This window comes from Micromonospora sp. DH13 (assembly GCF_020873825.1).
In the GTDB taxonomy this organism is placed as follows: Bacteria; Actinomycetota; Actinomycetes; order Mycobacteriales; family Micromonosporaceae; genus Micromonospora; species Micromonospora haikouensis.
In genome coordinates this window covers 63,761-87,472 of the sequence record NZ_JAHWGR010000033.1, presented here as the reverse complement: position 1 = coordinate 87,472, position 23,712 = coordinate 63,761, and the positions used below count along the sequence as shown (strand labels likewise).

The 23,712-nt window shown below is 72.9% G+C and carries 24 protein-coding genes; 8 read left to right on the top strand and 16 right to left on the bottom strand.

The features are described 5' to 3' along the window. Positions 1 to 43: 43 nt before the first annotated feature. Positions 44 to 1,468: a type I glutamate--ammonia ligase gene (gene glnA / locus LPA42_RS26570; RefSeq protein WP_043967093.1), complete on the bottom strand. Its 1,425-nt coding sequence runs from the start codon at positions 1,466 to 1,468 to the stop codon at positions 44 to 46. A 258-nt stretch (positions 1,469 to 1,726) separates the two neighbouring features. Here glnA and LPA42_RS26565 point away from each other — a divergent pair, with 258 nt between their 5' ends. Next, a complete protein-coding gene (locus LPA42_RS26565) occupies positions 1,727 to 2,119 on the top strand; it encodes an RDD family protein (RefSeq protein ID WP_043969279.1) in 393 nt (130 codons plus the stop codon). Positions 2,120 to 2,123: 4 nt separating this feature from the next. Here the strand turns inward: LPA42_RS26565 and LPA42_RS26560 are convergent, their stop codons facing one another. The 3 genes from LPA42_RS26560 to lipA all read right to left on the bottom strand — a co-directional run bounded on the left by LPA42_RS26560 (position 2,124) and on the right by lipA (position 5,523). Continuing rightward, positions 2,124 to 2,813, bottom strand: coding sequence for a DUF4191 domain-containing protein (locus LPA42_RS26560; RefSeq protein ID WP_043967094.1), 690 nt, complete (start codon positions 2,811 to 2,813; stop codon positions 2,124 to 2,126). 51 nt (positions 2,814 to 2,864) lie between these two features. Next, entirely contained in the window at positions 2,865 to 4,358 is a 1,494-nt protein-coding gene (locus tag LPA42_RS26555; protein WP_077938953.1) for an NAD(P)/FAD-dependent oxidoreductase, read from the bottom strand. Positions 4,359 to 4,455: 97 nt separating this feature from the next. After that, positions 4,456 to 5,523, bottom strand: coding sequence for a lipoyl synthase (gene lipA, locus LPA42_RS26550; protein WP_176734074.1), 1,068 nt, complete (start codon positions 5,521 to 5,523; stop codon positions 4,456 to 4,458). A 364-nt stretch (positions 5,524 to 5,887) separates the two neighbouring features. On the opposite strand from lipA, the gene aspS reads away from it, so the two are divergent. After that, entirely contained in the window at positions 5,888 to 7,174 is a 1,287-nt protein-coding gene (gene aspS, locus LPA42_RS26545) for an aspartate--tRNA(Asn) ligase (RefSeq protein WP_077938955.1), read from the top strand. A 374-nt stretch (positions 7,175 to 7,548) separates the two neighbouring features. Here the strand turns inward: aspS and LPA42_RS26540 are convergent, their stop codons facing one another. Genes LPA42_RS26540 through LPA42_RS26530 form a run of 3 tightly spaced genes read right to left on the bottom strand, consistent with a single transcriptional unit; the run spans position 7,549 to position 10,460 of the window. Further along, on the bottom strand, positions 7,549 to 7,941 hold the full coding sequence (locus LPA42_RS26540) for a VOC family protein (protein WP_077938956.1): 393 nt from the start codon (positions 7,939 to 7,941) through the stop codon (positions 7,549 to 7,551). 27 nt (positions 7,942 to 7,968) lie between these two features. Then, positions 7,969 to 8,610, bottom strand: coding sequence for a lipoyl(octanoyl) transferase LipB (gene lipB, locus LPA42_RS26535; protein WP_043969281.1), 642 nt, complete (start codon positions 8,608 to 8,610; stop codon positions 7,969 to 7,971). A gap of 29 nt (positions 8,611 to 8,639) precedes the next feature. Beyond that, positions 8,640 to 10,460 (bottom strand): DUF2079 domain-containing protein, encoded by a 1,821-nt coding sequence (locus LPA42_RS26530; protein WP_077938957.1) that lies wholly within the window; start codon positions 10,458 to 10,460, stop codon positions 8,640 to 8,642. Between the two features lie 164 nt (positions 10,461 to 10,624). Here LPA42_RS26530 and LPA42_RS26525 point away from each other — a divergent pair, with 164 nt between their 5' ends. Continuing rightward, on the top strand, positions 10,625 to 11,866 hold the full coding sequence (locus tag LPA42_RS26525) for a PHB depolymerase family esterase (protein WP_228986933.1): 1,242 nt from the start codon (positions 10,625 to 10,627) through the stop codon (positions 11,864 to 11,866). On the opposite strand, the gene LPA42_RS26520 is transcribed toward LPA42_RS26525, so the two are convergent. Both LPA42_RS26520 and LPA42_RS26515 read right to left on the bottom strand, forming a co-directional pair. Further along, the gene (locus LPA42_RS26520) at positions 11,867 to 12,766 is read right to left on the bottom strand and encodes a TIGR01777 family oxidoreductase (RefSeq protein WP_077938959.1); all 900 of its coding nucleotides are present in this window, start codon (positions 12,764 to 12,766) and stop codon (positions 11,867 to 11,869) included. Between the two features lie 114 nt (positions 12,767 to 12,880). Then, the gene (locus LPA42_RS26515; protein ID WP_077938960.1) at positions 12,881 to 13,894 is read right to left on the bottom strand and encodes an aldo/keto reductase; all 1,014 of its coding nucleotides are present in this window, start codon (positions 13,892 to 13,894) and stop codon (positions 12,881 to 12,883) included. 53 nt (positions 13,895 to 13,947) lie between these two features. On the opposite strand from LPA42_RS26515, the gene LPA42_RS26510 reads away from it, so the two are divergent. Beyond that, the gene (locus LPA42_RS26510; RefSeq protein ID WP_077938961.1) at positions 13,948 to 14,307 is read left to right on the top strand and encodes a MerR family transcriptional regulator; all 360 of its coding nucleotides are present in this window, start codon (positions 13,948 to 13,950) and stop codon (positions 14,305 to 14,307) included. Positions 14,308 to 14,370: 63 nt separating this feature from the next. Then, positions 14,371 to 14,892: a DinB family protein gene (locus LPA42_RS26505; protein WP_077938962.1), complete on the top strand. Its 522-nt coding sequence runs from the start codon at positions 14,371 to 14,373 to the stop codon at positions 14,890 to 14,892. A 93-nt stretch (positions 14,893 to 14,985) separates the two neighbouring features. On the opposite strand, the gene LPA42_RS26500 is transcribed toward LPA42_RS26505, so the two are convergent. The 3 genes from LPA42_RS26500 to LPA42_RS26490 are packed head-to-tail and all read right to left on the bottom strand — an operon-like array spanning position 14,986 to position 15,995. After that, on the bottom strand, positions 14,986 to 15,411 hold the full coding sequence (locus LPA42_RS26500) for a type II toxin-antitoxin system VapC family toxin (RefSeq protein WP_077938963.1): 426 nt from the start codon (positions 15,409 to 15,411) through the stop codon (positions 14,986 to 14,988). Then, positions 15,401 to 15,670, bottom strand: coding sequence for a type II toxin-antitoxin system Phd/YefM family antitoxin (locus tag LPA42_RS26495; RefSeq protein WP_077938964.1), 270 nt, complete (start codon positions 15,668 to 15,670; stop codon positions 15,401 to 15,403). The genes LPA42_RS26500 and LPA42_RS26495 overlap by 11 nt, the downstream gene beginning before the upstream one ends. 22 nt (positions 15,671 to 15,692) lie before the next feature. Next, positions 15,693 to 15,995, bottom strand: a complete 303-nt coding sequence (locus tag LPA42_RS26490) for a hypothetical protein (RefSeq protein WP_077938979.1) — start codon at positions 15,993 to 15,995, stop codon at positions 15,693 to 15,695. Between the two features lie 479 nt (positions 15,996 to 16,474). Between LPA42_RS26490 and LPA42_RS26485 the strand changes: the two genes are divergently transcribed. The 3 genes from LPA42_RS26485 (at position 16,475) to LPA42_RS26475 (ending at position 17,775) form a co-directional block, all read left to right on the top strand. After that, positions 16,475 to 16,702 (top strand): winged helix-turn-helix domain-containing protein, encoded by a 228-nt coding sequence (locus LPA42_RS26485; protein WP_077938965.1) that lies wholly within the window; start codon positions 16,475 to 16,477, stop codon positions 16,700 to 16,702. Between the two features lie 192 nt (positions 16,703 to 16,894). After that, the gene (locus tag LPA42_RS26480; RefSeq protein ID WP_077938966.1) at positions 16,895 to 17,365 is read left to right on the top strand and encodes a helix-turn-helix domain-containing protein; all 471 of its coding nucleotides are present in this window, start codon (positions 16,895 to 16,897) and stop codon (positions 17,363 to 17,365) included. 11 nt (positions 17,366 to 17,376) lie between these two features. After that, a complete protein-coding gene (locus LPA42_RS26475; RefSeq protein WP_077938967.1) occupies positions 17,377 to 17,775 on the top strand; it encodes a PIN domain-containing protein in 399 nt (132 codons plus the stop codon). A 44-nt stretch (positions 17,776 to 17,819) separates the two neighbouring features. On the opposite strand, the gene LPA42_RS26470 is transcribed toward LPA42_RS26475, so the two are convergent. From LPA42_RS26470 to lpdA, 4 genes are all read right to left on the bottom strand, one after another. Then, a complete protein-coding gene (locus LPA42_RS26470; RefSeq protein WP_077938968.1) occupies positions 17,820 to 18,737 on the bottom strand; it encodes an LLM class flavin-dependent oxidoreductase in 918 nt (305 codons plus the stop codon). 146 nt (positions 18,738 to 18,883) lie between these two features. After that, entirely contained in the window at positions 18,884 to 20,209 is a 1,326-nt protein-coding gene (locus LPA42_RS26465; RefSeq protein WP_077938969.1) for a low temperature requirement protein A, read from the bottom strand. Positions 20,210 to 20,347: 138 nt separating this feature from the next. Beyond that, complete coding sequence (gene sucB, locus LPA42_RS26460) at positions 20,348 to 22,177, bottom strand: 2-oxoglutarate dehydrogenase, E2 component, dihydrolipoamide succinyltransferase (protein WP_077938970.1); 1,830 nt, start codon at positions 22,175 to 22,177, stop codon at positions 20,348 to 20,350. 73 nt (positions 22,178 to 22,250) lie between these two features. After that, entirely contained in the window at positions 22,251 to 23,642 is a 1,392-nt protein-coding gene (gene lpdA / locus LPA42_RS26455; protein ID WP_077938971.1) for a dihydrolipoyl dehydrogenase, read from the bottom strand. Positions 23,643 to 23,712 lie beyond the last annotated feature (70 nt).

Below are 23,712 nucleotides of genomic sequence, written 5' to 3'. Positions count from 1 at the left end.
GCTGAAGGAGGTGCCGGCCCGAGGGCTCAGCAGTCCGCAGTGCTCAGCAGTCGAAGTACATCGCGAACTCGTGCGGGGTCGGGCGCAGACGCACCGGGTCGACCTCGTTGGCCCGCTTCCACTCCACCCAGGTGGAGATCAGGTCCGGCGTGAAGACGCCGCCGTCGAGCAGGTAGTCGTGGTCGGCCTCGAGGGCGTCGAGCACCTCGGGCAGCGAGCCCGGAACCTGCTTGACCGAGCCCCACTCCTCCGGCGGCAGGTCGTACAGGTCCTTGTCGATCGGCGCCGGCGGCTCGATCTTGCTCTTGATGCCGTCGAGGCCGGCCATCATCATCGCCGAGAAGGCGAGGTACGGGTTGCTCGACGGGTCCGGCACGCGGAACTCGACGCGCTTGGCCTTCGCGTTGCTGCCGGTCACCGGGATACGGGTGCAGGCGGAGCGGTTGCGCTGCGAGTAGACCAGGTTCACCGGGGCCTCGTAGCCGGGCACCAGGCGACGGTACGAGTTGACCGTCGGGTTGGTGAACGCCAGCAGCGACGGCGCGTGGTGCAGCAGGCCGCCGATGTACCAGCGGGCGGTGTCCGACAGGCCGGCGTAGCCGGTCTCGTCGTAGAACAGCGGCTCGCCGTTCAGCCACAGGCTCTGGTGGGTGTGCATGCCCGAGCCGTTGTCGCCGAAGAGCGGCTTCGGCATGAACGTCGCGGTCTTGCCGTTGACCCAGGCCTCGTTCTTGATCAGGTACTTGAAGAGCTGGAGCTGGTCGGCCGAGTGCAGCAGGGTGGAGAACTTGTAGTTGATCTCCGACTGGCCGGCGGTGCCGACCTCGTGGTGCGAGCGCTCCACGGTGAAGCCGGCGTCGACCAGGCGGCGGACCATGCCGTCGCGCAGGTCGGCGTAGTGGTCGACCGGCGGCACCGGGAAGTACCCGCCCTTGTACGCGGTCTTGTAGCCGCGGTTGCCGCCCGGCTCCTCGCGTCCGGTGTTCCAGGCGCCCTCGATCGAGTCGATGTAGTAGAACGACTGGTGGGCCGAGGTCTCGTGGCGGATCGAGTCGAAGATGTAGAACTCCGCCTCGGCGCCGAAGTACGCGGTGTCGGCGATGCCGCTCGCCGCGAGGTACGCCTCGGCCTTCTTCGCCACGTTCCGCGGGTCCCGGGAGTAGGCCTCACGGGTGAACGGGTCGTGGATGAAGAAGTTGAGCGCGAGGGTCTTCTGCGCGCGGAAGGGGTCGATGAAGGCGCTCGCGACGTCCGGGAGCAGGAGCATGTCCGACTCGTGGATCGCCTGGAAGCCGCGGATCGACGATCCGTCGAAGGCGAGACCGTCGTTGAAGACGCTGTCGTCGAAGGACTCCACCGGCAGGTTGAAGTGCTGCATCACGCCGGGCAGGTCACAGAAACGTACGTCGACGAACTTCACGTCCTCGTTCTTGAGGTATCGCAGCAGTTCCTCGGGATTGGCGAACACACGTCCTCCTGGCACGTCCACGGGTGGCTGGCTGTTGGCGACGCTATGGCCGTGCGGTTGCCCGGTCGTATCTGCTGTGTTTCTGTCGTGTTACGTCGCTCGCGCTGCGTCATAAGCGCCGGTCAGTCGCCGTCGGATGTCCGTTCGGACGATACCTGGCACGGCGAAGTGCCGCAGATCAACGCCTTTTGTCCGGTTCGCCGGCGGGTGTGCTTCCGGCCACGTTCGGGCCCCTGACTACCCTTGGCGGTCGTGACCATGCCGCAGCCCCCCGCGCCGCCCGCCGCCGACCCCGCGTTCGCGCCGCCCACCCTGGGCCGCCGGTTCGGTGCCCTGGTGATCGACTGGGTGCTCTGCCTGCTGGTGTCCAACTTCTTCGCCGACCCGGTCCGCGACGGCTGGGCCCCCGTCGCGGTGCTGATCGTCGAGTACGGCTTCTTCCTGGGCCTGTTCGCGCAGACCCCCGGCATGTACGTCACCCGGATCCGCTGCCTGTCCTGGGCCGACGGCGGCCGGATCGGCCTGGCCCGGGCGCTGCTGCGCGGCCTCCTGCTCGCCCTGGTCGTCCCGGCCCTGATCATGGACGAGCACCGCCGCGGCCTGCACGACCGCCTCACCGGCTCGGTGATCGCCGCCGCGCCGCGCGGGTAGGGCGTCAGCGGCCCCGGGTCTGCCGGAACGCGCCACGCGGCGGGCGCATGTTCTTCGGGATCGCGCCCTTGGGCATCTGCGGGCGGGCGGTGAGCGCCTTGAGCCGCTTGTCGAGGGCGTTGACGTCCTTGCCGCTGAGGGCGCGCGGCAGCCGCATCAGCGTCATCCGCAGCTTGCGGATCGGCAGCTCACCCTCGCCCTGGCCGATCACGTAGTCGTGCAGCGGCGCGGAGCCGATCACCTTGGCCAGCCGCCGCTTCTCCTGCCCCAGCAGACCGCGGACCCGCTGCGGGTGCCCCTCGGCCAGCAGGATCACGCCGGCACGGCCGATCACGAGATGCACCATGTCCATCTGCGTGGTCGCGCTGACCGCCGGGGACACCCGCCAGTCACCGCGCATGCTCTCCATGATCTGCGCCGCCGCGCCGGGCTGCCCCTCGGCGGCGTTCATCATCGCCGCGTTCGACCGCAGGTTGAGCACGATCAACAGGGCGAGCAGGGCGAGCAGGATGCCCAGCGGCAGCCAGAGCCAACCCCAGAGGAGCACCGCGACCACGGTCAGCGCGAGCGGGATCAGCACCGCGCCGGCGGCAAGCGGAGCGAACCACCTGTCCTGCTTGGCGGTGAACTTGAACACCATCCCGATCTGCTTCAGCCGCTGGCCGAACGAGACCTTCTCCTGGGGCTTCGCCATGCCGCAGAGTCTAGGTGGTCGCCGCCGGCCCCGTTGATCCGCGGCCGGCAGTCACGGGCGGCGGGGCAGCACCGGGGCGGCCCGGCCCGTGCCGTGCCGCCCGTCGGCCGAGGCGGAGGACGACGACGCGTCCGCCTGCTCGTGGTATTCCTCCTCCACGTTCACCTCCCACACGTCGTGGTCGGCGTCGTCGAGGATGTTCTCCACGGTCAGCATCGCCGTGAGCATCGAGTGGTCCTGGTTGTTGTAGCGGTGCATGCCGTTGCGGCCCACCGGGTGCACGTTCGGCAACGCCTCGGCGAGCCAGTGGCGCATGGTCTCCACGGCCTGCTCGTAGCCGGAGTCGTACACCGGGTACGCCTTCGGCATCCGCACCACGTACCCGGCCGAGACCGCCCCGGGGCGCACCAGCCCGAGCGTCTCCAGCTCGGCCGTGCCCCGGGCGATCAGGTCGTCGTCGGCCGACTCCCACAGGTCGTCGCCCTCGTCGACGAAGTACTCCAGCCCAAGGCAGGTGAACCCGTCCCGCACCAGGAACGGCGACCAGGAGCCGAAGTTCTGGATCCGGCCCACCCGTACCCCCGGGGTGTGCACGTAGATCCAGTTGTCCGGGAACCCGGCGTCGGCCGGCACGACCAGCGCCACGGTGAGGAAGTCGCGGTGCCGCAGCGCGTCGGCGGCGGCCAGCACCGGCGGCGGCGCGGGCGGGTCCACGGCCCGCACCAGCTCCGGCAGCGGCATGCTGGAGATCACGTGGTCGGCCTTGATGCGGCGCTCGCCGTCCGGGCCCGCCACGGTCACCGCGACCGCCCGGCCGTCGGCCCGGTGCACCCGCGTCACCGAGGTGCCCATCGTCACCGTGCCGCCGGCCTTCGCGACCAGCTCGGCGCAGCGCTCCCACATCATCCCCGGGCCGAGCTTCGGGTACTGGAACTCCTCGATCAGGCTGGTGATGTCGGCGCCGCGGGCTCGGCGGGGCAGCAGCGCGTTGCGCACCGCGCCGGCCAGCGACAGGTTGCGGATCCGCTGGGCCGCCCAGTCCGCCTGCAGCTCGGTGGCCGGGAAACCCCAGACCTTCTCGGTGTACGTCTTGAAGAACATCCGGTACAGGCGGGTGCCGAAGCGGGCCGACACCCAGCCCTCGAAGTGGCTCTGGTCCGTCGGTGGCCGCAGCCGCGCCCACACGTACGACCCGACGCAGCGCACCGCCTCGACGATGCCCAGGTTGCCCAGCGCGTTGCCGGCGCGCAGCGGGTAGTCGAACAGCTTGCCCCGGTAGTGGATCCGGCTCATCCGGGGACGCAGCAGGAAGTCCCCGTCGGGCAGCACCTCGTGCCAGAAATCCTCGACCCGGGCGACCTTGGTGAAGAACCGGTGCCCGCCGATGTCGAAGCGCCACCCGTCCCGCTCGACGGTGCGGCTGATCCCGCCCACGACGTCGTCGGCCTCCACCACCTCCACGGGGGCGTTGCGTCGAGTCAGCTCGTACGCGGCGGTGAGGCCGGCGGGACCGGCGCCGATGATGACGGTGTGCGGCAGGGGCATGACTAAATTCACCACCATCGACGTATCGATGGCAATAGCCGCCCCGTTTGTTGGGACATCATCCGAACAGGTGGATCTAGACCCCGGGGGGCGTCGCTCAGGCGCGCACGGCCTCGCGGGCGTCGAGGGCCTGCCGGTAGAGCCGACCCGCCCGGTACGACGAGCGCACCAGCGGCCCGCTCATCACCCCGGCGAAGCCGATCTCCTCGGCCTCCTCGCGCAGCTCCACGAACTCCTCCGGCTTCACCCACCGGGTCACCGGGTGGTGCCGGGGCGACGGGCGCAGGTACTGCGTGATGGTGATCAGCTCGCAGCCGGCGTCGTGCAGGTCCCGCAGCGCCTGGGACACCTCGGCCCGCTCCTCGCCCATGCCGAGGATCAGGTTGCTCTTGGTGACCAGGCCGTCGGCGCGGGCCTGCCGGATCACGTCCAGCGAGCGCTCGTAGCGGAACGCCGGCCGGATCCGCTTGAAGATCCTCGGCACCGTCTCGACGTTGTGCGCCAGCACCTCCGGGCGGGAGCCGAACACCTCGGCGAGCTGCTCGGGGACGGCGTTGAAGTCGGGGATCAGCAGCTCGACCCCGCAGCCCGGCTGGAGGGCGTGGATCTGGCGGACCGTCTCCGCGTACAGCCAGGCCCCGCCGTCGGGCAGGTCGTCGCGGGCGACGCCGGTGATCGTGGCGTACCGCAGGCCCATCGACACCACCGACTCGGCGACGCGGCGCGGCTCGTCGGCGTCGAACTCGGCCGGCTTGCCCGTATCGATCTGGCAGAAGTCACAGCGCCGGGTGCACTGGTCGCCGCCGATGAGGAAGGTGGCCTCCCGGTCCTCCCAGCACTCGTAGATGTTGGGGCACCCGGCCTCCTGGCAGACGGTGTGCAGCCCCTCGCGCGAGACGAGCCCGCGCAGCTGGGTGTACTCCGGCCCCATCTTGGCCTTCACCTTGATCCACGGCGGTTTGCGCTCGATCGGCGTCTCGGCGTTGCGCGCCTCGATGCGCAGCAGGCGCCGCCCCTCGGGGGCGACCGTCGCGGTACGCGAGGCGGGGCTGGTCGTCGGCTGCTCGGTCGTCGTCGGCGTCGTCGACGCGGCGTGCTCGATCGTCACAAAACCGAGCCTACGCCCGACGGCAGCCGTCGATGAACGGGACGCGACGCCCGTCACCTCCCGTTCCCTGTGACGCCGCCCACCGCCACCGCCGAAAACCCCGTTACACCGTCGCGGCCGGCTGCTAGCGTGCCCGCAAAGCTGAGACGGAGCCGAGTAGCGCGCCACCCCGCCAGTCCAGAGAGCCGCCGAACGCTGCGAGGCGGTCTGGCGTCGGCGCGCGAAGACCCTCCCGAGCTGCGGGAAGAACGGCGCGGTGTCACCCCGACGCCCGCCCAGTAGAACCCGCCCGGCTGGCCCCGGTCACCAGGCGACGAACGAGGCCCCCGCGCGCGGGGGCGAAGGTGTGGTGGCACCGCGAGGACCCGCTCGCCCACACCTCCCGGGGATCGCGTTGCGATCGATCGAGGAGGTAACCGCCGTGCAACGCATCCTGTCCACCCAGCTCCCCGCCCACGTCGGCGCGACCGTCCGGGTCGCCGGCTGGGTCCACCGCCGCCGGCTGCTCAAGTCGGTGGCGTTCCTGATCGTGCGGGACGCCGCCGGCCTGACCCAGGTCGTCGCCGCCGACCCGGTCGCCCGCGCTGCCGTCGAGCGGCTCACCGAGGAGACCGTCGTCGAGGTCACCGCGACGGTGGTCGCGAACCCGGCGGCCCCCGCCGGGGTCGAGCTGACCCACCCGACGGTACGACCGCTCGGCCCGCCCGCCGCCGCGCCCCCGTTCGACCTGTACCGGCCGGCGCTGGCGGCGACCCTGCCCACCCAGCTCGACCACGCTCCCGTCGCGCTGCGCCATCCGCGCCGGTCGGCGGCGCTGCGGGTCGCGGCGGCGGCGGTCGCCGGGTTCCGGGCCGCGCTCGACGCCCGCGACTTCGTGGAGATCCACACCCCGAAGGTGGTCGCCTCGTCCACCGAGAGCGGGGCGAACGTCTTCGCGCTGGACTGGTTCGGCCGGCCCGCGTACCTCGCCCAGTCGCCGCAGTTCTACAAGCAGCTCATGGTCGGCGTCTTCGAGCGCGTGTACGAGGTCGGGCCGGTGTTCCGGGCCGAGCCGCACGACACCGCCCGGCACCTGGCCCAGTACACCTCCCTCGACGCGGAGCTGGGCTTCGTCGGCGACCACACCGACGTGATGGCCGTCCTGCGGGACACCCTCGCCGGGATGCTGGCGACGGTGGCGGACCGGGCGGGCACCGCGGTGGGCACGCTGGGCGTGACGGTGCCGCAGGTGCCGGCGCGGATCCCCGCCGTCCACTTCACCGAGGCCCTGGCGATCGCCGGCGCGCCGGCCGACGAGCCGGACCTGGCCCCCGCCCACGAGCGGGCGCTGGGGGAGTGGGCCCGCCGCGAACACGGCAGCGAGTTCGTCTTCGTCACCGGGTACCCGATGGCGAAGCGGCCCTTCTACACCCATCCCGACCCGGCGCGTCCGGCGTACTCGAACGGGTTCGACCTGCTGTTCCGCGGCCTTGAGCTGGTCACGGGCGGGCAGCGTCTGCACCGGCACGACGACTACCTGGCGGCGCTCGCGGCGCGCGGCGAGCCGGTCGAGCCGTACGCCGGATACGTGGACGCGTTCCGGCACGGCATGCCGCCGCACGGCGGCTTCGCGATCGGCCTGGAACGCTTCGTCGCCCGCCTGGTCGGCGCGGCCAACGTCCGCGAGGTCACGGCCTTCCCCCGCGACCTGCACCGCCTCACCCCCTGACGCACCCGCCCCGCCTGGCGGCAACCCAGTGTGACGACTTGCGGACCTCGCGGTCGATGTGACCCTGGGTGATGGAATTTTGCTCCTGCGGCGCGGCCATCTCGGTCGCGCCCCAGGTGGAGGTCGCCGACCTGGCCTACCTAGCCGACCCCACACGACCCGTTCCCGGCCCTTTGCTCTGCACCCTTATACGCAACAGCCACCCTCCGTTACCGCTGCGCGGGTGGGTGCAGAGCAAAGGGGAAGGAACGGGGTGTGGGTGGGAGGAGGTCGGTCACGTTGAGTGCATAGCGTTGCGCCCCGGCGTCCGCCGCGCGAGTGCCCCGATCCGCGCCGCGTCAGTCGGGTCAGGCGGGTCAGTCGGGTCAGTCGGGTCAGGCCGGGCCGAGCAGGTCCCAGGGGTTGCCGGCGATGTCGCGGAAGACGGCCACCCGGCCGTACGGCTCGGCGCGCGGCGGCCGGAGGAACTCCACGCCCGCGTCGGCGAGACGGCGATAGGCGGCGTCGAAGTCGTCGACCCGCAGGAAGAAGCCGACCCGCCCGGCCGTCTGGGCGCCGACCGCCGCCTCCTGCCGTTCGCCGTCGGCGCGGGCCAGCAGCAGGCCGGTCTGCGCGCCCGGCGGGCGGACCACCACCCACCGCTTCGGGCGGCCGTCGGTGGTCTGCGCCGGGGAGTCCTCGACCAGCTCGAAGCCGAGGACCTCGGTGAAGAAGGCGATGGCCGGGTCGTACTCGGCGACGACGAGGGTGACGAGGTCGATCTGCACCCGCCGAGCCTAGAGCGTGACCAGGGCCTAGAGCGTCACCAGCGTGGGCAGGCGGCGCTCCACCACCGGCAGCACGTCGGCCACGGTGATCGGGCGGCCCAGCTCCGCGGTGAGCGAGGTGACCCCGGCGTCGCGGATGCCGCAGGGCACGATCCGGTCGAAGTACGCCAGGTCGCAGTCGCAGTTGATCGAGAAGCCGTGCTGGGTGACCCCACGGGCGACCCGGATGCCGATGGCGGCGACCTTGCGGGCCGGGCCCCGGTCGTCCTCGGGCACCCAGACGCCGCTGCGCCCCTGGACGCGGTCGGCGGCGAGGCCGAACTCGGCGCAGACGTCGATCAGCAACTGCTCGGTGCGGCGTACGTACGCGACGACGTCCACCGGGTCGGGCAGCTTCACGATCGGGTAGCCGACCAGCTGCCCCGGGCCGTGCCAGGTGATCTTGCCGCCGCGGTCCACGTCGACGACGGGGGTGCCGTCCAGCGGCCGGTCCCACGGCTCGGTGCGCTTGCCGGCCGTGTAGACGCTCGGGTGCTCCAGCAGCAGCACCGTGTCGCCGCGCTCGCCGGCCACCACCGACTCGTGCAGCCGTCGCTGCTCGTCCCACGCGGCCTGGTAGTCGAGCACCCCTGCACGGACGGCGGTCAGCCCCGGAATCGTCGCGGTCACGCCCACCAGCCTAGTCCCGTACCCGCCGGTCAGGCCGGTGGCACCCGCCACAGCCACACGTCGTCGACGCGCTGCGGCGGGCCGAGCAGGGCGGTGGCGGTGCGCCGCAGGGCGTCCTCGTCGAGGTCGTACTTCGCGCCCTCCACCCGGTCGGCGAGGACCACCACCTCGACCCCCCAGTACCGCAGGTCGGCCAGGGACAACCGGATGCTGCCCTCGGTGACGATCGGGACGAGCCCCGTGCGGCCGGCCTGGTCCATCAGCGTGTCGAAGGTGCGCGGCGGGGGCCCGATCCGGCCCCGGCCGTCCGGGCCGCCGGGGCCGAGGAAGAACCCCGCCGGGAGGCGGAACTCACCCTGCCGGTGGGCGAGCGCGTACGCCTGCCAGCGCTGCCCGTCCGGGGTCACGTCGAGCGTCAGCGGCAGCGGGGTGAGGGTGCCGCCCGGGGAGACGTACTCCTTCCAGGTGCCGGCGGTGATGAACGTCGGCACCGGCTCGCGGACCCTGGTCAGCAGCGGCGTGGGCAGCAGCGGCAGCAGCGCCGCCGCGAGGCCGAGCCCCCAGGCGGCGCGCGCGGCCCGGCGGCGCGGCGGGTCGGCCCGCAGCCGGTCGACGGTGTACGCCAGCAGCACCCCGATCACCGGGGCCACGATCAGGGCCAGCCGGGCCGGCAGGGCGGCGTTGACCACCGGCAGGTCGTCCAGCAGCAGGAACGGCAGCGGGGTGTCGGTGTGCCGGCCGGCCCACTTGGCCCGGGGCCCCCAGGACAGCACGGTGAACACGACGGCGGTGCCGCCGAGGGCGGCGAGGGTGGCCCGCAGGGCCCGGTCCCGCCGCCACAGCCAGCCGAGGCAGACGACGGCGAGCAGCAGCAGCGGCACCCCGAAGAACGAGTTCTCCTCGGTCGGGTTGGGCGCGAGCGGGGTGCCCAGCCCCGCCTCGCCGGCGAGGGACCGGCGCGGGTACGCCGCGTACGCGGCGATGTCCTCGGCGTGGATGACCGGGTCGAAGCCGGTGCCGTGGAAGCGCTGCGGGCCGGCGAAGTGCAGCCACAGCGGGTACGCCAGCAGCACCCCGGCGGTCAGCGCGGTCACGCCCAGCCCGCGCGCGAAGGCGGGCAGCTCCGCGCGGGCCCGCGCCCGCCGCTCGGGGTGCAGCGCCCAGATCGGCAGGAACACGCCGAGCGCGAGGGCGGTGAAGAACAGCCCCTCGGCGGCGATGGAGAAGGCGACCGCCACGACGACGCCGAGCACGACCCCGTTGCGCAGCCAGCGCCCCGGCTCGCGCAGGGCGAACACCCGCCACAGCAGCAGCGGCACCAGCCACCCGGCGGTCCAGTTCAGGTGGGCGTTGGCGTGCGACACCATGCCGGGGGAGTACGCGACGAACAGCGCGCCGACGCCCGCCGCGAGCCGGCTGCGCACGAGCTGCCGGGACAGCAGCACGTACCAGGCCAGCGCGGTGGCGGCGAGGTTGAGGGTCAGGATCACCAGGAACGTCGCGGGCGGCCCGATCAGGTACGTCAGCGGCGCGAACACGGCTGCGTACACGGTGATCGAGGTGTTGACCGCGAGGTTCACCCCGTCGGGGACGTTGAGCAGGGTGGTGAAGAGCGGGTTCTCGCCGTGGGTCAGCGCGTGCCCGCCGAAGGCGAGCAGCCACTCGAACAGCGCCTGGTCGCTGGAGTTGACGGTGATCACCCGCTGGTCGGGGCTCAGCCACAGCCCGCTGGTGACCCAGCCGGCGAGGGCCAGCGCGAGCAGCGCGAAGAGCGCGTCGGCGCGCCGGTTGCGGGAGCCGGCGGCGGTGCCGGTCGCCGGTCCGGCGGCGGGGGGCGGGGAGGGCGGCACGCAGCGGACGTTACCAACCGGACCCGGGCACGCCGGGGCGACACGGGCACACGTCGACGGCTGCGAATGTGTGACCGGCGACCATGTCGGTGGGAGGAAACACGGACGTAACGTCGCGGCAACTCGGAAGTGACTCAGTTCACAATCCGCGACAGGAGGTCGTCGTGCGCCGCTCCACCACTTCGCTCACCCGGCTCGCCGGGGCGGTCACCGGGGCCGCGCTCGCCGCGGCGGCCCTGGTCGCCGTCGTCGCCGCGCCCGCCCGGGCCGCCACCCTCACCCAGGTCACCGGCTTCGGCGCCAACCCCGGAAACCTCACCATGTACGCCTACCGGCCCGACGGCCTCCCGGCCAACGCGCCCGCCGTCGTCCTGCTGCACGGCTGCACCCAGAACGCCGCCGGCTACGTCGCCAACTCCGGCTGGCAGAAGTACGCCGACCAGTGGAAGTTCGCCCTGATCGTGCCCCAGCAGTCCACCGCCAACCAGGCGCTGACCTGCTTCAACTGGTTCACCGAGGGCGACATCGCCCGGGGCCAGGGCGAGGCGGCGTCGATCGCGCAGATGGTCGGGTACGCGAAGACCACGTACGGCCTCGACGGCGGCCGCATCGCCATCAGCGGGCTGTCGGCGGGCGGGGCGATGGTCTCGGTCATGCTCGCCGCGTACCCCGAGCTGTTCGCCGCCGGCTCGGTCATCGCCGGGATGCCCTACCGCTGCTCCCCGCCCGCGTCCACCAGCGTCTGCCAGTACAGCGGGGTCGACAAGACCCCCACCGCCTGGGGCGACCTCGTCCGGGCCGCGTACCCCGGGTACGCCGGCCGCCGGCCCCGGGTGGCCATCTGGCACGGCACCGCCGACAGCACCGTCGTGCCGGCCAACGCCGTCGAGTCGCGCGACCAGTGGACCAACGTGCTCGGCGTCGCGCAGACCCCCACCGGCACGGCGTCGCTGCCCGCCGGCACCAGCCTCGAGGTGTACGGCGACGACGCCGTCCGCCTCTACCGGGTCGCCGGGATGGGCCACGGCACCCCCGTCGATCCCGGCTCCGGTGCCGACCAGTGCGGCACCGCGGCGGCGTACTTCCTCGACACGATCTGCTCGACGTACCGTGACGCGCTCTTCTTCGGGCTCGACGGCGGCGGCGCGTCGCCCAGCCCGACCCCGACGGCCACCGCGTCGCCCACCCCCACCCCGACGGCATCGCCGACCGCCTCGCCCACCCCGACCGCGTCGCCCACGTGCGTCACCGCCAGCAACTACGCCCACGTCGCCGCCGGGCGCGCCTACCAGTCCGGTGGCTACGCGTACGCCCTCGGCAGCAACCAGCGGATGGGCCTCTACAACGTCTTCTACACGTCCACGCTGAAGCAGACCGCCCCCGGCTACTGGGTGCTCGGCTGCTGATCAGTCGTTGAGGGCGGCGTGCAGGGCGCTCGGCAGGTCCGGGTGGTGGTACGCGAAGCCGGCCCGGGTCAGCACGGCGGGCAGCACCCGGGCGCTGGTGAGCGCCTCCTGGGCGAAGCCGCCCAGGGCCACCTTCAGGGCCAGCGCCGGGATCGGCACGACCGCCGGGCGGTGCAGCTGGCGGGCCAGCTCCCGGGTGAACTCGGCGTTCGTGACCGGGGCGGGGCCGACGACGTTGACCGCCCCGGCCACGTCGTCGCGGTCCAGCAGGAACCGCGCCGCGCGCAGCCAGTCGGCCATCGAGATCCACGGCAGCCACTGCCGGCCGCTGCCCAGCCTCCCGGCGATGCCCAGCCTGAACGGCAGCAACTGCGGCTTGAGCAACCCGCCGTCGCGGTGCAGCGGCAGCCCGGTGCGCAGCCGGACGACCCGCACCCCGGCGTCCTCGGCGGGACGGGTGGCCGCCTCCCAGACCCGGCACACGTCGGCGAGGAAGCCCTCGCCCGCCGGGGCGTCCTCCTCGACCACCCGGTCGCCCGTGTTGCCGTACCAGCCGACGGCCGAGGAGTTCAGCAGCACCGTCGGCCGGTCGGCGGCCGGCAGGCCCGCGATCGTGATGGCCAGCGTGGTGGTCGAGTCGACCCGGCTGGACCTGATCAGCCTCTTGTACGCGTCGTTCCACCGCTTGTCGCCGACGCCCGCGCCGGCCAGGTTGACCACGGCGTCGGCGTCGGCGACCACCGCCGGGTCGAGCTGCGCGGCGGTCGGGTTCCACTGCCGCTCGTCGCCGGTGCGCGCCGGCCGCCGGACCAGGCGGGTCACCCGGTGGCCGTCCGCGGTGAGGTGGTCGGCCAGCCGGGTGCCCAGGAAGCCGGACGCGCCGGCCAGGAGGATCCGCATGCCCCCATCTTCGGTCACGGGAGGGCGGTTGGATGCGGTGAGCGGGATGAAGGAGCCCGCTCACCTCAAGGGGCCACCCGGCCGGTCAGCCCCGACGCCGACGCCGCCTGCCGGTCAGCCCCCGACGCCGGCCGGGCGCAGGTCGGCCAGGAGGCGCTCCACCTCCGCGAACGCGTCCGCCGGCAGCGGGCCGAGGGCGAGCGTGGCGAAGTTCTCCTCCGCCTGGGCCACCGTGCGGCAGCCGGGGATCGGCAGCGTCCGGTCGCTGCGGGCCAGCAGCCACCCCAGCGCACCCTGCGCGAGGGTACGGCCGTCGGCCGTCAGCGCCTGGCGCACCTCGGCGACCCGGGCCGCCCACTGCGGCGTCGGCCGGCCGTCGGTGAACCACGCCAGCCACTCCGGGGCCTTCCCGCGCACGTCGTCGCCGCCCAGCGCCGCCGTACTGCCCTGGTAGCGGCCGGTGAGCAGGCCCATCGCGAGCGGCCCCCGGTTGAGGCTGGCCTGGTCCAGCTCGGCGCAGACGGCGAACATCGCCGCGTTGTCCTTCAGCACCGACTGGTCGTGCTGGATCGCCGCGCAGTGCGCGCCGGCCTCGGCGAACGCCCGCGCCGAAGCCGGGTTGTCGGTGCTCCACCCGTACGCCCGGATCTTGCCCTGGGCGACGAGGCCCTCCAGGGTGTCGACCAGGTCGAGCGCGGCGGGCACCGGCAGGTCGTTGAGGTGCAGTTGGTAGAGGTCGACGTGGTCGGTGCCGAGCCGGCGCAGCGACCCCTCCAGGCTTTCCACCGCGTAGGCGGGGGAGGCGTCCGTGCCGGTGGCCAGCCGGGTCGCCTCCTCGGAGCGGTTGCCGAACTTGGTGGCGATCACCACCTCGTCCCGGCGGCCCGCGAGGGCCCGGCCGAGGACCCGCTCGCTGTGCCCGGCGCCGTAGTTGCTGGCCGTGTCGAACAGCGTCACCCCCAGGTCGAGGGCCCGGTGCACGGTGCGGATCGACTCGTCGTCGTCGACCTCGCCCCACCCGTACGGCTGCCCGTCGTCGCCCCAGAGCGGTCCGCCGATCGCCCAGCACCCCATGCCGATGGCGCTGACCCCGATCCCGCTGCGACCCAGTGTCCGTGTCGTCGTCATGCGCCCAGTTTTCTACCTGGAGCGCGCTCCAGGTCAAGCGCTACTGTGCGTCGGTGACCGGATACGCCCCCTCGGAAGCCGCCCGCCGCAGCGGGTTCAGCCTCGACACCCTGCGTTACTACGAGAAGATCGGCCTGCTCAGCGGCGTCGGCCGTACCTCGGCCGGGCGTCGGGTGTTCACCGACGAGGACCTGGGCTGGCTGACGCTGTTCCGCTGCCTGCGCGACACGGGCATGCCGATCGCCGAAATGTGCCGGTACGCCGAGCTGGCCCGCGCCGGCGACCACACGACCGGGCAGCGCCGGGCGCTGCTGGTGCGGCACGCGGACCGGGTGGAGGAGCAGATGCGCCTGCTCCAGCGCCAGTACGACCACCTGCGCGAGAAGATCGACTTTTACGACACCCTGGGCTGAGCGAGCGCGGAACGCCGCGTTATCCGGTCGACCGTCCCGGCGGGGGGTGGCAGGATGCCCCGGATGTCGGCATCCCGTGGTGACCTGGTCCGGTGGCAGTTCGACCTGACCTGGGCCCTTCTCGAATACCACCTCGAACGGCTGGAGCCGGCCGACTTCCTGTGGGAACCGGCCGCGCACTGCTGGACCGTACGGCCCGGCCCGGCCGGCACGTGGGTCCCGGACTGGGCGCAGACGGAGCCCGACCCGGTGCCGGTGCCCACGATCGCGTGGCTGACCTGGCACATCGGGTGGTGGTGGTCGGCGGCGGGGGAGCACCTCCAGGGTCGGCCCGTGCCCGGGCACACCGAGGTCGCCTGGCCGGGAGCCGGCGCGGCGGCGATCGAGTGGCTGCGCGACCTGCGGCGGCAGTGGCTCGGGCACCTCGACCGGCTCGCCGACGCCGACCTCGACCGGCCGGCCGCGTACCCGTGGCCGGCCGACGCCGGGCACACCGTCGCCCACCTGCTCGGGTGGGTCAACGCCGAGCTGATGAAGAACGTCGCCGAGATCGGGCAGCTCCGGCTGCTGCGCGCCGCACAGTGACTCAGCGACACCAGCACTGGTGGGGCGCCTTCCCTCACCGCCGGCCGCCCTACCCAACCGGACACGCCCGGCCGCCCAGCCGGGGAGGGGACGCTAGCTGAGGTCGGGCCGCCGCACCGCTGCGACCGTCACCAGGTCCGTCAGCCCCGCGAAGTCGGACGGGTTCGTGGTGTAGAGCGGCAAGCCGTGCACGTGGGCGATCGAAGCAATCATCAGATCCGCTGTGCGGCGGCGGGTGCCGCGACCGGTGGCGAGGACGGCTGCGGCGACCAGGCCGAAGGCCCGGGCGGCCTCGCCGTCGAACGGCAGCGGGTCGAACGTCGCCTCGACGTGCTGGAGAACGCTCATCCGGCGGGCCCGCTCACGCGGGTCGTCGGTGTGGTGCGGTCCGGCGGACAATTCAGTGAGGGTGACCGCGCTGATGACCATCTCGTCGGGAAGCTGATCCGAGTCGAGCGCGGCGAGGTGGATGACGATGTTCGTGTCGATCAGGCCACGGCTGGGAAGGTCACCACTCACGTTCGGGGAGGTCCTGGTCGATCGTCGCGTCGAGGTCGCTGCGGAACCGCGACTCGTCCAGCACCGGCGCGGTGGCGAAGGCCGCCATCACCTCGGCCCGGGGCACGAACGTGCGCCGCCTGATCGGGATCAGGCGGCCGATCGGCGTGCCGTTGCGGGTGATGGTGAAGGACTCCCCACGCTCCACCCCACGCATGATGGCACCCGAGTCGTTGCGCAGCTCGCGCTGGCTGATCTCTCGATGGGCATGCTCGCTCACGCTGGCAGTCTATCGTCGTGTGCTACGAAGTGCTACGCGACCGGGCCCAGCCGAGGAAGCGGGCGAAGAGCTGCGCCGGCTCCGGGGCGTCGTGCGGGTTGAGCGTGTAGAGCTGGGTCGTCGCCTCGTGCAGCAGCCCCGCCAGGTGGATCAGCAGCGCCACCCGGTCGTCGGCGTACTCCCGCAGCAGCGTCAACCGGGCCGGCGCGCACGGCCAGGGCGCGGCGCAGGCCCGGCACAGCCAGAGCGGGCGCAGCGGCAGGTGCCGGGCGGTCGTCGCGCGAGCGCCGTCGTTGCGCCGGGCCCGTGCGGTCGCGCCGGACAGCGGGCCCGGCCAGCGGCTGTTGCGCGCCCGCCCGGGAGCCCTGGCGGGCGGCTCGGTGGGCGGTGGGGCGTGCCGGTCCGGGCACGCCGCCCAGCGTAGGCCGCACGAGCACCAGAGTCGCCAGCCCCGCCAGGTCCGCCGGTGGCGTGGGCCGAGGGGGATGGGCGCCGCGTCGCGCCGCCGGCCCGACCACCTCACCGCGATCCTTCGGGTACGCGGAACGTCTCCTTCGCGGTCGTCACGTGCACGCTCGCCGGCCCTTCGTGTCGGGGTTCTGTGGGGGTGGTGGCACCCGGTCGGCCGGGGGAATGGCCGACCGGGTGCGTCCTGCGCAGGACAACCGGCTCCGGGTTGCAGACCAGGGAGCCAGTCGCCACGAACTTATACTTAGTACTGATGGTAGGTCAATCACCGAGTACCACCTACTTGTCGGTAGAAGAGGAGCGTGATCGAATGGCGGTGCAGACCAGGGAGACCAGATGCCCGCCAAACCGAAGTGGGCGCAGCTCGCGGACCACATCCGTGAGCAGATCGCGTCCGGAGAACTCGCCCCCGGCGACAAACTGCCGTCCACGGCCCAACTGTGCAGTCAGCACGGCGTGTCAGCGGGCGTGGTGAACCACGCCATGATCGTGCTGAAGACGGAAGGGCTGGTCGAGGGGGTCCACGGGCTCGGCGTGTTCGTCGCCGAGCGGTCGGGGAGCTGACGCACGTCTCGCCGTGAGCGCGTGTCTTCGGACCTTGGACAGTTGTTGTTCGCTGAGTGCGTCAACTGTCCAAGGTCTCGCCGTCCTGCCGTCCTGCCGTCCTGCCGTCCTCGCCGCGCTGCCCGCCGCGAGGATCTCGTCGGGGCCTCCTGATGTCGTTGCGGATTTTTCGATTAGCGATACGCTCGGAGCATGAGCAGCGCCCTCCGCGAACGCACGGTCCTACCCCCCGAAGACCCCGCCAACCTGGCTCGATTCGTGCAGGAGCTGCGGAGCGCGGGCAATCGCGCACGGGCCCGGCTGGTGGGCCCGGACGGCTCCGAGATCGAGATTCCGGACGAGTTGTACGGCGTGCTGCGGGACGTCGTGACAGCTTTGTCCGAGGGGCTGGCAATCTCTATCGCACCGCACAACACCATGCTGACGACGCAGGAGGCGGCGGACCTGCTCAACATCTCCCGGCCGACCCTGGTCCGGCTGCTCTCCGATGGCGAGATACCCCACACCATGCGAGGACGCCACCGTCGAGTCATGTTGCGGGACATCCTCGACTACCAGGAGCGCACTCGTCAGGAACGGCGGCGGACGCTCGACCGGATGACGGTCGAAGCCGAGGAGGACGGGCTGTACGACCTCACGTCCACTCCGCGAAACACGAGATGAGGGCGGCCTGAGTGGCGTTCTCGGCACTCCTCGACACCTGTGTGCTCTACCCGGCGCATCTGTGCGACACGCTGCTGCGGCTCGCCGAGGTGGCCGCATACCGGCCGCTCTGGTCCGAGGGAATCCTGACCGAGCTTGGGCGTAATCTCGTCGGGCGGGGAATCCCGGAGGAACGGGTCCATCGCCGGGTGACCCAGATGCGGGAGGCGTTCCCCGATGCCATGGTCGGCGGCTACGAGTCGCTCATCGATGGGATGACCAACGACCCCAAGGACCGGCACGTGCTGGCAGCGGCTGTCCGAGCGAACGCAGAAGTCCTCGTGACGTTCAACATCGCCGACTTTCCGGAACCGGCGCTCGGTCGCACGGGAGTGCCGCACTTCGCGGCCGAGGTCCGCAGGCACCTCTGAGGTGGGCCGGCAGGCGTGATCACGGCTTTGGCGGGCCGCAGGGGTCAGGCGGCGAGGCGGCGCAGGACCGGGGTGAGCGGGTCGAGGGCGTCGGCGCGTACCACGAAGCGGGTGACGCCCCAGCGGCGCTCGTGCTCGGCGACCGCCGCGACGATCTCCTCCTCGGTGCCGATCAGCACGAACGGGGTCGCCAGCAGCTCAGGGCCGGTCAGGCCGGCGGCGACCGCGCGCTGCGCCGCGACGGCCTCCGCGTCGTCGGTCACCGCCACCGTCTGCACCAGCGCCTCCAGCGCCGGCGGCCGCGCCCGGCCCGCCGCGCCCTCGGCGACGCGGGCGAGCTGCGCCTCGATCTGGTCGGCCCGCCACCGGGCCTCGTGCCGGTGGCCGTCGTCGAGGGTACGGCCGAAGCCGGCCAGCCCCACGACGTCGGCGTGGGCGCCGGCCCAGCGCAGCAGCGTCGAGTTGGACGTGCCGACGGTCAGCGGCACGCGTTCCTGGACCGGCCGGGGCGACTCCAGCCGGGCGGCGCGCGCGGTCAGCTCGGGGGAGTCCACGGTCACCTCCTCCCCGTCGAGCAGGGCCCGCACCGCCTCGGCGGCGGCGACGCAGCGGCGGACCCGGCCGGCGACGTCGGGGCGTTCCCGGCCGACCGCGCGCCACTCGGCGGGGGTGTGACCGGCCCCGACGCCGAGGCGGGCCCGCCCGCCGGAGACGACGTCGAGGGTCGCCACGGCGGTGGCGAGCAGCATCGGCTCGCGGACGCCGAGGTTCGACACGTACGAGCCGAGGCCGATCGTCGTGGTGACCGACGCGGCGGCGGCCAGCGCGACGAACGGGTCGCCGCACGAGCCGGGGTGGTCGGCGGCGAGCAGCGCGTCGAAGCCGGCGGCCTCGGCCCGGCGGGCCAGGTCGAGCCAGCCCGCCGCGTCGGTCGGGCTGGACTGGAGCGAGAAGGTGGCCATCGCCCCAGCGTCCGGCACCGGCGACCGGCGGGCAACGCGCCGGGGGCCGATTCTGCCGACCGGCGAATCCGCCGACGGCTGAACCCGCACCGGCCGGCCCGCATCCCCGGGGCCCGCCCGCAGCGCTCGTCACTCCGCAGCCCCCGTCACTCCTCGTCCGGGTCGCCGTCGTGCCAGCGTTGCCGCCACTGCGCCTCGCGCGCCTCGTGGGCGGTCCGCTCGGCGAAGACCGCCTCGCGCAGGGCGTGCCGGGAGTCGGCCATCGTCACCACCTCCACGGCCACCAGGCCGACGCAGACGCCGGTGAGCAGGACCAGCGCCGCCAGCGCCGGCATCCGGCCGGCGACCGGGATCAGCGCCGCGAGCAGCAGCACTGTGCCGACGCGGGCCCAGGTGAGGGTGCGCAGCGTACGGAGCTGGAAGAGCATGTCGCCGGCCAGATAGCAGATCACCCCGCCGTAGAGCAGCGGGATCCCGGGGCCGTGCAGCGACTCCTCCAGCGGCAGGTGCGGCCGGCCGAGCATGTTCAGCATCTCCTCCGCCCCGAGGGAGAACAGGATCAGCCCGGTGATCATCGGCAGGAAGAGGTAGGCGTACGCGTCGCGGGCCAGCCCCACCCGGGTCCGGCCCCGGGCGGCGTGCAGGGCGATGCGGGCCGCCGGACCGATCACGTCGAAGTGCAGCCACCACAGCGTCGCGGCCAGGACGATGCCGATGCCGGCGGCGGTGATCGCCTGCCAGCTGACGGGCCGGCCGGCCAGGTTGGTGCCGACGCCCACGGAGATCACCGACTCGCCGAGCGCGATCATCAGGATCAGGTCGTACCGTTCGGTCCAGTGCTCGGCCGAGGTCACCCCGCCGCCCCCGGTGCCGGCCAGCAGCCCGGTGGCGTACTGCGAGACGACCACGACGGCCCAGAGCCCGTCGCGGACCAGTGCGCCGACGTCGGGGTCGGCGAACTGGTGCGGGACGAGGGCGGCGGCGAGCAGCAGCCCGGTGCTGAGCACCAGCTCCGGCGCGAGCTTCATCAGGTGCCGGCTCTCCACCGGCTGGTCCCGCATGACGTGCCAGTAGACCCACAGGTGGACCATCCGGATGACCAGGTAGCTCACCGCGACCGTGAGCGGGCCCGCCAGCCCCTGCCCGTGTGCGGCGATCGTCTGCGGCACGGCCAGGGCGAACGCGAACACCGCGGCCATCCCGACCACCATGACCACCGGCACGAAGCCCTCGCCGAGGCGGACCCGGGTGGCGACCACGCTGTGGATGACCCAGACCCACCAGAGCACCGCCAGCACGAGGAAGCCGTGCAGCAGGGTGTGGCCGGTGATGTCGGTGGCGGTGGCCCGCACGATGACGAAGAACGAGAAGACGAAGACCAGGTCGAAGAAGACCTCGAACCGGTCCACCCGGGCACCGGGCGCGATCGCCACGGCGGGCCCGAGGCTGCCCCGCCGCCGCTCGCCGCGCACCCGTCCACTCTCGCAGCGTCCGCCGGGCGGCCGGGCGGATTCGGCGCAGGCGCCCCCGGGCCGGCGGGATCCCATCGGTACGCCGACGGGCGCCCCGGTCGAGGTGACCGGAGCGCCCGTCGGAAGGGACAGCGGTGGTTACAGGCCCAGCTCGGCCTCGAAGTTGCCGCCCTCCAGCCGCTCCTTGACCGCGACCAGGAAGCGGGCCGCGTCGGCGCCGTCGATGAGCCGGTGGTCGTACGACATGGCCAGGTAGACCATCGAGCGGACCGCGACGACCTCGCCCAGCTCCGGGTCGTTGACCACGACGGGGCGCTTCACCACGGCGCCCGTGCCGAGCATCGCCGACTGCGGCGACGGCACGATCGGGGTGTCGAACAGCGCGCCCCGGCTGCCCGTGTTGGTCAGCGTGAACGTGGCCCCGGCGATCTCGTCCGGGCTGATCTTGTTGGTGCGGGTGCGCTCGGCCAGGTCGGCGATCCGCTTGGCCAGGCCGCCCAGGTTGAGGTCGCCCGCCCCGTGGATCACCGGCACCATCAGGCCGCGCTCGGTGTCCACCGCGATGCCGAGGTGCTCGGCGTCCGGGTAGGTGATCGTCCCGGCGTCGAGGTCCATGCTGGCGTTGACGATCGGGAACGTCTGGAGCGCCTCGACCGCCGCGAGGGCGAAGAACGGCAGGAACGACAGCTTCACGCCGTGCCGCGCAAGGAACGAGTCCTTGGCGCGGGCCCGCAGCTTGGCGACCTTGGTGACGTCCACCTCGACGACCGTGGTGAGCTGCGCCATCTCGTGCAGCGACTGCTGCATCCGCTTGGCGATCGTGGCCCGGATCCGGGGCAGCTTCTCGGTGGTGCCGCGCTTCGCGCTCGGCTGCGGCTTCGCGGCCGGCTTCGCCGGGGCCGCCGCCGCGGCGGGCTGCGCCGCCGGGGCCGGGGCCGCCTTCGCCGCCTTGGCCTTCTCAGCGGCCTCCAGCACGTCCTGCTTGCGGATGCGGCCACCCACGCCGGTGCCCTTGACCGAGGCGAGGTCGACGCCGTGCTCGCCGGCGAGCTTGCGGACCAGCGGCGTCACGTACCCGGCCGCCTCCTCGCCGCCCTGGGCGGGCGCGGTCGGGCGGGCCGGGGTGGCGGTCGGGGCCGGCGGCTGCGCCTGCTGCTCGGCCTGGACCGGCTTGGCGGCGGTCTCGGCCTCCGCGGCCGGCTCGTTGTAGGACGCGCCCGGGGTCGGCTCCTCGGCCTTGGCCGCCGGGGCGGCCTCCACCTTCGGCTCCGGCTTCGGCTCGGGCTTGGCCTCGGCCTTCGGCTCCGGCTTGGGCTCGGCCTTCGGCGGGGCCGGGGCGGCGCCGGCCGCACCGACGACCGCCAGGTCGGCCCCGACGGCGGCGGTCTCGTCCTCGGGGACCTTGATCTCCAGCAGCGTGCCGGCGACCGGGGACGGGATCTCCGTGTCGACCTTGTCGGTGGAGACCTCCAGCAGCGGCTCGTCGACCTCGACGGTGTCGCCGACCTGCTTGAGCCAGCGGGTGACGGTGCCCTCGGTGACGCTCTCGCCCAGGGCCGGCATCTTCACCGGGGTGCCCTCGCCCGCCGGGGCCGGTGCGGCCTGCGCGGCCGGCGGCTCCTCGACGGCCGGCTGCTCCGCCTCGGCCTGCGGCTCGGCGGCGGCCTCGACGGCCTCCTCGGCCGGCTCCTCCTGCGGCGCGGCGGCCTCGCCACCGCCCGCGGACTCGCCCTCGCCGGCGATGACGGCCAGCTCGCTGCCCACCTCGGCGGTCTCGTCCTCGCCCACCACGATCCGGCTCAGCACGCCCGCCGCCGGGGACGGGATCTCGGTGTCGACCTTGTCCGTCGAGACCTCGAGCAGCGGCTCGTCGACCTCGACGGTGTCACCCTCCTGCTTGAGCCAGCGGGTGACGGTGCCCTCGGTGACGCTCTCGCCGAGCCGAGGCATGGTGACCGATACCGGCATCTTCTAAGACTCCTTCGTTCCCCTGGTGCGATCTCGCCCGTCTGCCGCCGGACGCCGCGGAATCAGTTCTCGATCAGGCGTGCGCGTGCAGCGGCTTGCCGGCGAGGGCGAGGTGCGCCTCGCCCAGGGCCTCGTTCTGGGTCGGGTGGGCGTGCACGAGCTGCGCCACCTCGGCCGGGTACGCCTCCCAGTTGTAGATGAGCTGCGCCTCGCCGACCAGCTCGCCGACCCGCGCGCCGACCATGTGCACGCCGACGACGGGGCCGTCCTCGACCCGGACCAGCTTGATGAAGCCGGCGGTCTTGAGGATCTGGCTCTTGCCGTTGCCGCCCAGGTTGTAGTTGTACGTCTTGATCTTGTCGGCGCCGTACTGCTCCTTGGCCTTCGCCTCGGTGAGGCCGACCGACGCCAGCTCGGGGTCGCAGTAGGTGACCCGGGGGATGCCGGCCTCGTCGATCACGGCCGGGTTCTGCCCGGCGATCTCCTCGGCCACGAAGATGCCCTGCTGGAAGCCCCGGTGGGCGAGCTGGAGGCCGGGCACGATGTCGCCGACCGCGTAGACGTTCGGCACGCCGGTGCGCAGCCGCTCGTCGGTCAGCACGTACCCGCGGTCCATCCGCACGCCCTGCTCCTCGTACCCGAGGTCGGCGGTGCGCGGGCCGCGGCCCACGGCGACCAGCAGCAGCTCGGCCTCGACCGTCTCGCCGCCGGCGATGGTGACCTTGACGCCGTTCTCGGTCTTCTCGACCTTCTCGAACGGCTTGCCCACCTTAAAGTTGATCTTCCGCTTGCGGAACGCCCGCTCCAGCGCCTTCGACGACTCCTCGTCCTCGGCGGCGACCAGCCGGGGCAGCGCCTCGATGATCGTCACGTCCACGCCGAAGGACTTCCACACGCTGGCGAACTCGACGCCGATCACGCCGCCGCCCAGCACGATCGCCGACGACGGGACCCGGTCCAGGGTCAGCGCGTGGTCGCTGGTGATGATCCGCTCGCCGTCGACCTCCAGGCCGGGCAGGCTCTTCGCGTACGAGCCGGAGGCCAGCACGACGTTGCGGCCGGTGTACCGCTTCCCGTCGACCTCGACGGCGTTCGGGGCGACCAGCCGGCCGTGACCCTCGACGATGGTGATCGCCTTGTTGCCCTTGAGCATCCCCTGGAGGCCCTTGTAGAGGCGGGAGATCACGCCGTCCTTGTACGCGTTCACGCCGGCCATGTCGATGCCGACCAGCTCGGCCTTCACGCCGAACTGCTCCGACTCGCGGGTGGAGTCGGCGATCTCGGCGGCGTGCAGCAGGGCCTTCGTCGGGATGCACCCGTTGTGCAGGCAGGTCCCGCCGAGCTTGCCCTTCTCGACCAGCGCCACGGTCAGGCCCAGCTGGACGGCGCGCAGGGCGGTCGCGTAGCCGCCGCTGCCACCTCCGAGGATGACGATGTCGAAGGTCGCTTCGTTCGGCTCGCTCACGTCCAACTCCCAGTTCGCGTCACTGCATCGGGGGTCACGGCGGGGCGGCACGGACAGACCCCACCTCGGT

Coding starts and splice junctions, on each gene's coding strand:
- LPA42_RS26565 (WP_043969279.1), top strand. CDS start 1,727: ATGCCGCAGCCCCCCGCGCCGCCCGCCGCCGACCCCGCGTTCGCGCCG.
- LPA42_RS26560 (WP_043967094.1), bottom strand. CDS start 2,813: ATGGCGAAGCCCCAGGAGAAGGTCTCGTTCGGCCAGCGGCTGAAGCAG.
- LPA42_RS26555 (WP_077938953.1), bottom strand. CDS start 4,358: ATGCCCCTGCCGCACACCGTCATCATCGGCGCCGGTCCCGCCGGCCTC.
- LPA42_RS26520 (WP_077938959.1), bottom strand. CDS start 12,766: ATGCGGATCCTCCTGGCCGGCGCGTCCGGCTTCCTGGGCACCCGGCTG.
- LPA42_RS26515 (WP_077938960.1), bottom strand. CDS start 13,894: ATGACGACGACACGGACACTGGGTCGCAGCGGGATCGGGGTCAGCGCC.
- LPA42_RS26505 (WP_077938962.1), top strand. CDS start 14,371: ATGTCGGCATCCCGTGGTGACCTGGTCCGGTGGCAGTTCGACCTGACC.
- LPA42_RS26485 (WP_077938965.1), top strand. CDS start 16,475: ATGCCCGCCAAACCGAAGTGGGCGCAGCTCGCGGACCACATCCGTGAG.
- LPA42_RS26480 (WP_077938966.1), top strand. CDS start 16,895: ATGAGCAGCGCCCTCCGCGAACGCACGGTCCTACCCCCCGAAGACCCC.
- LPA42_RS26470 (WP_077938968.1), bottom strand. CDS start 18,737: ATGGCCACCTTCTCGCTCCAGTCCAGCCCGACCGACGCGGCGGGCTGG.
- sucB (WP_077938970.1), bottom strand. CDS start 22,177: ATGCCGGTATCGGTCACCATGCCTCGGCTCGGCGAGAGCGTCACCGAG.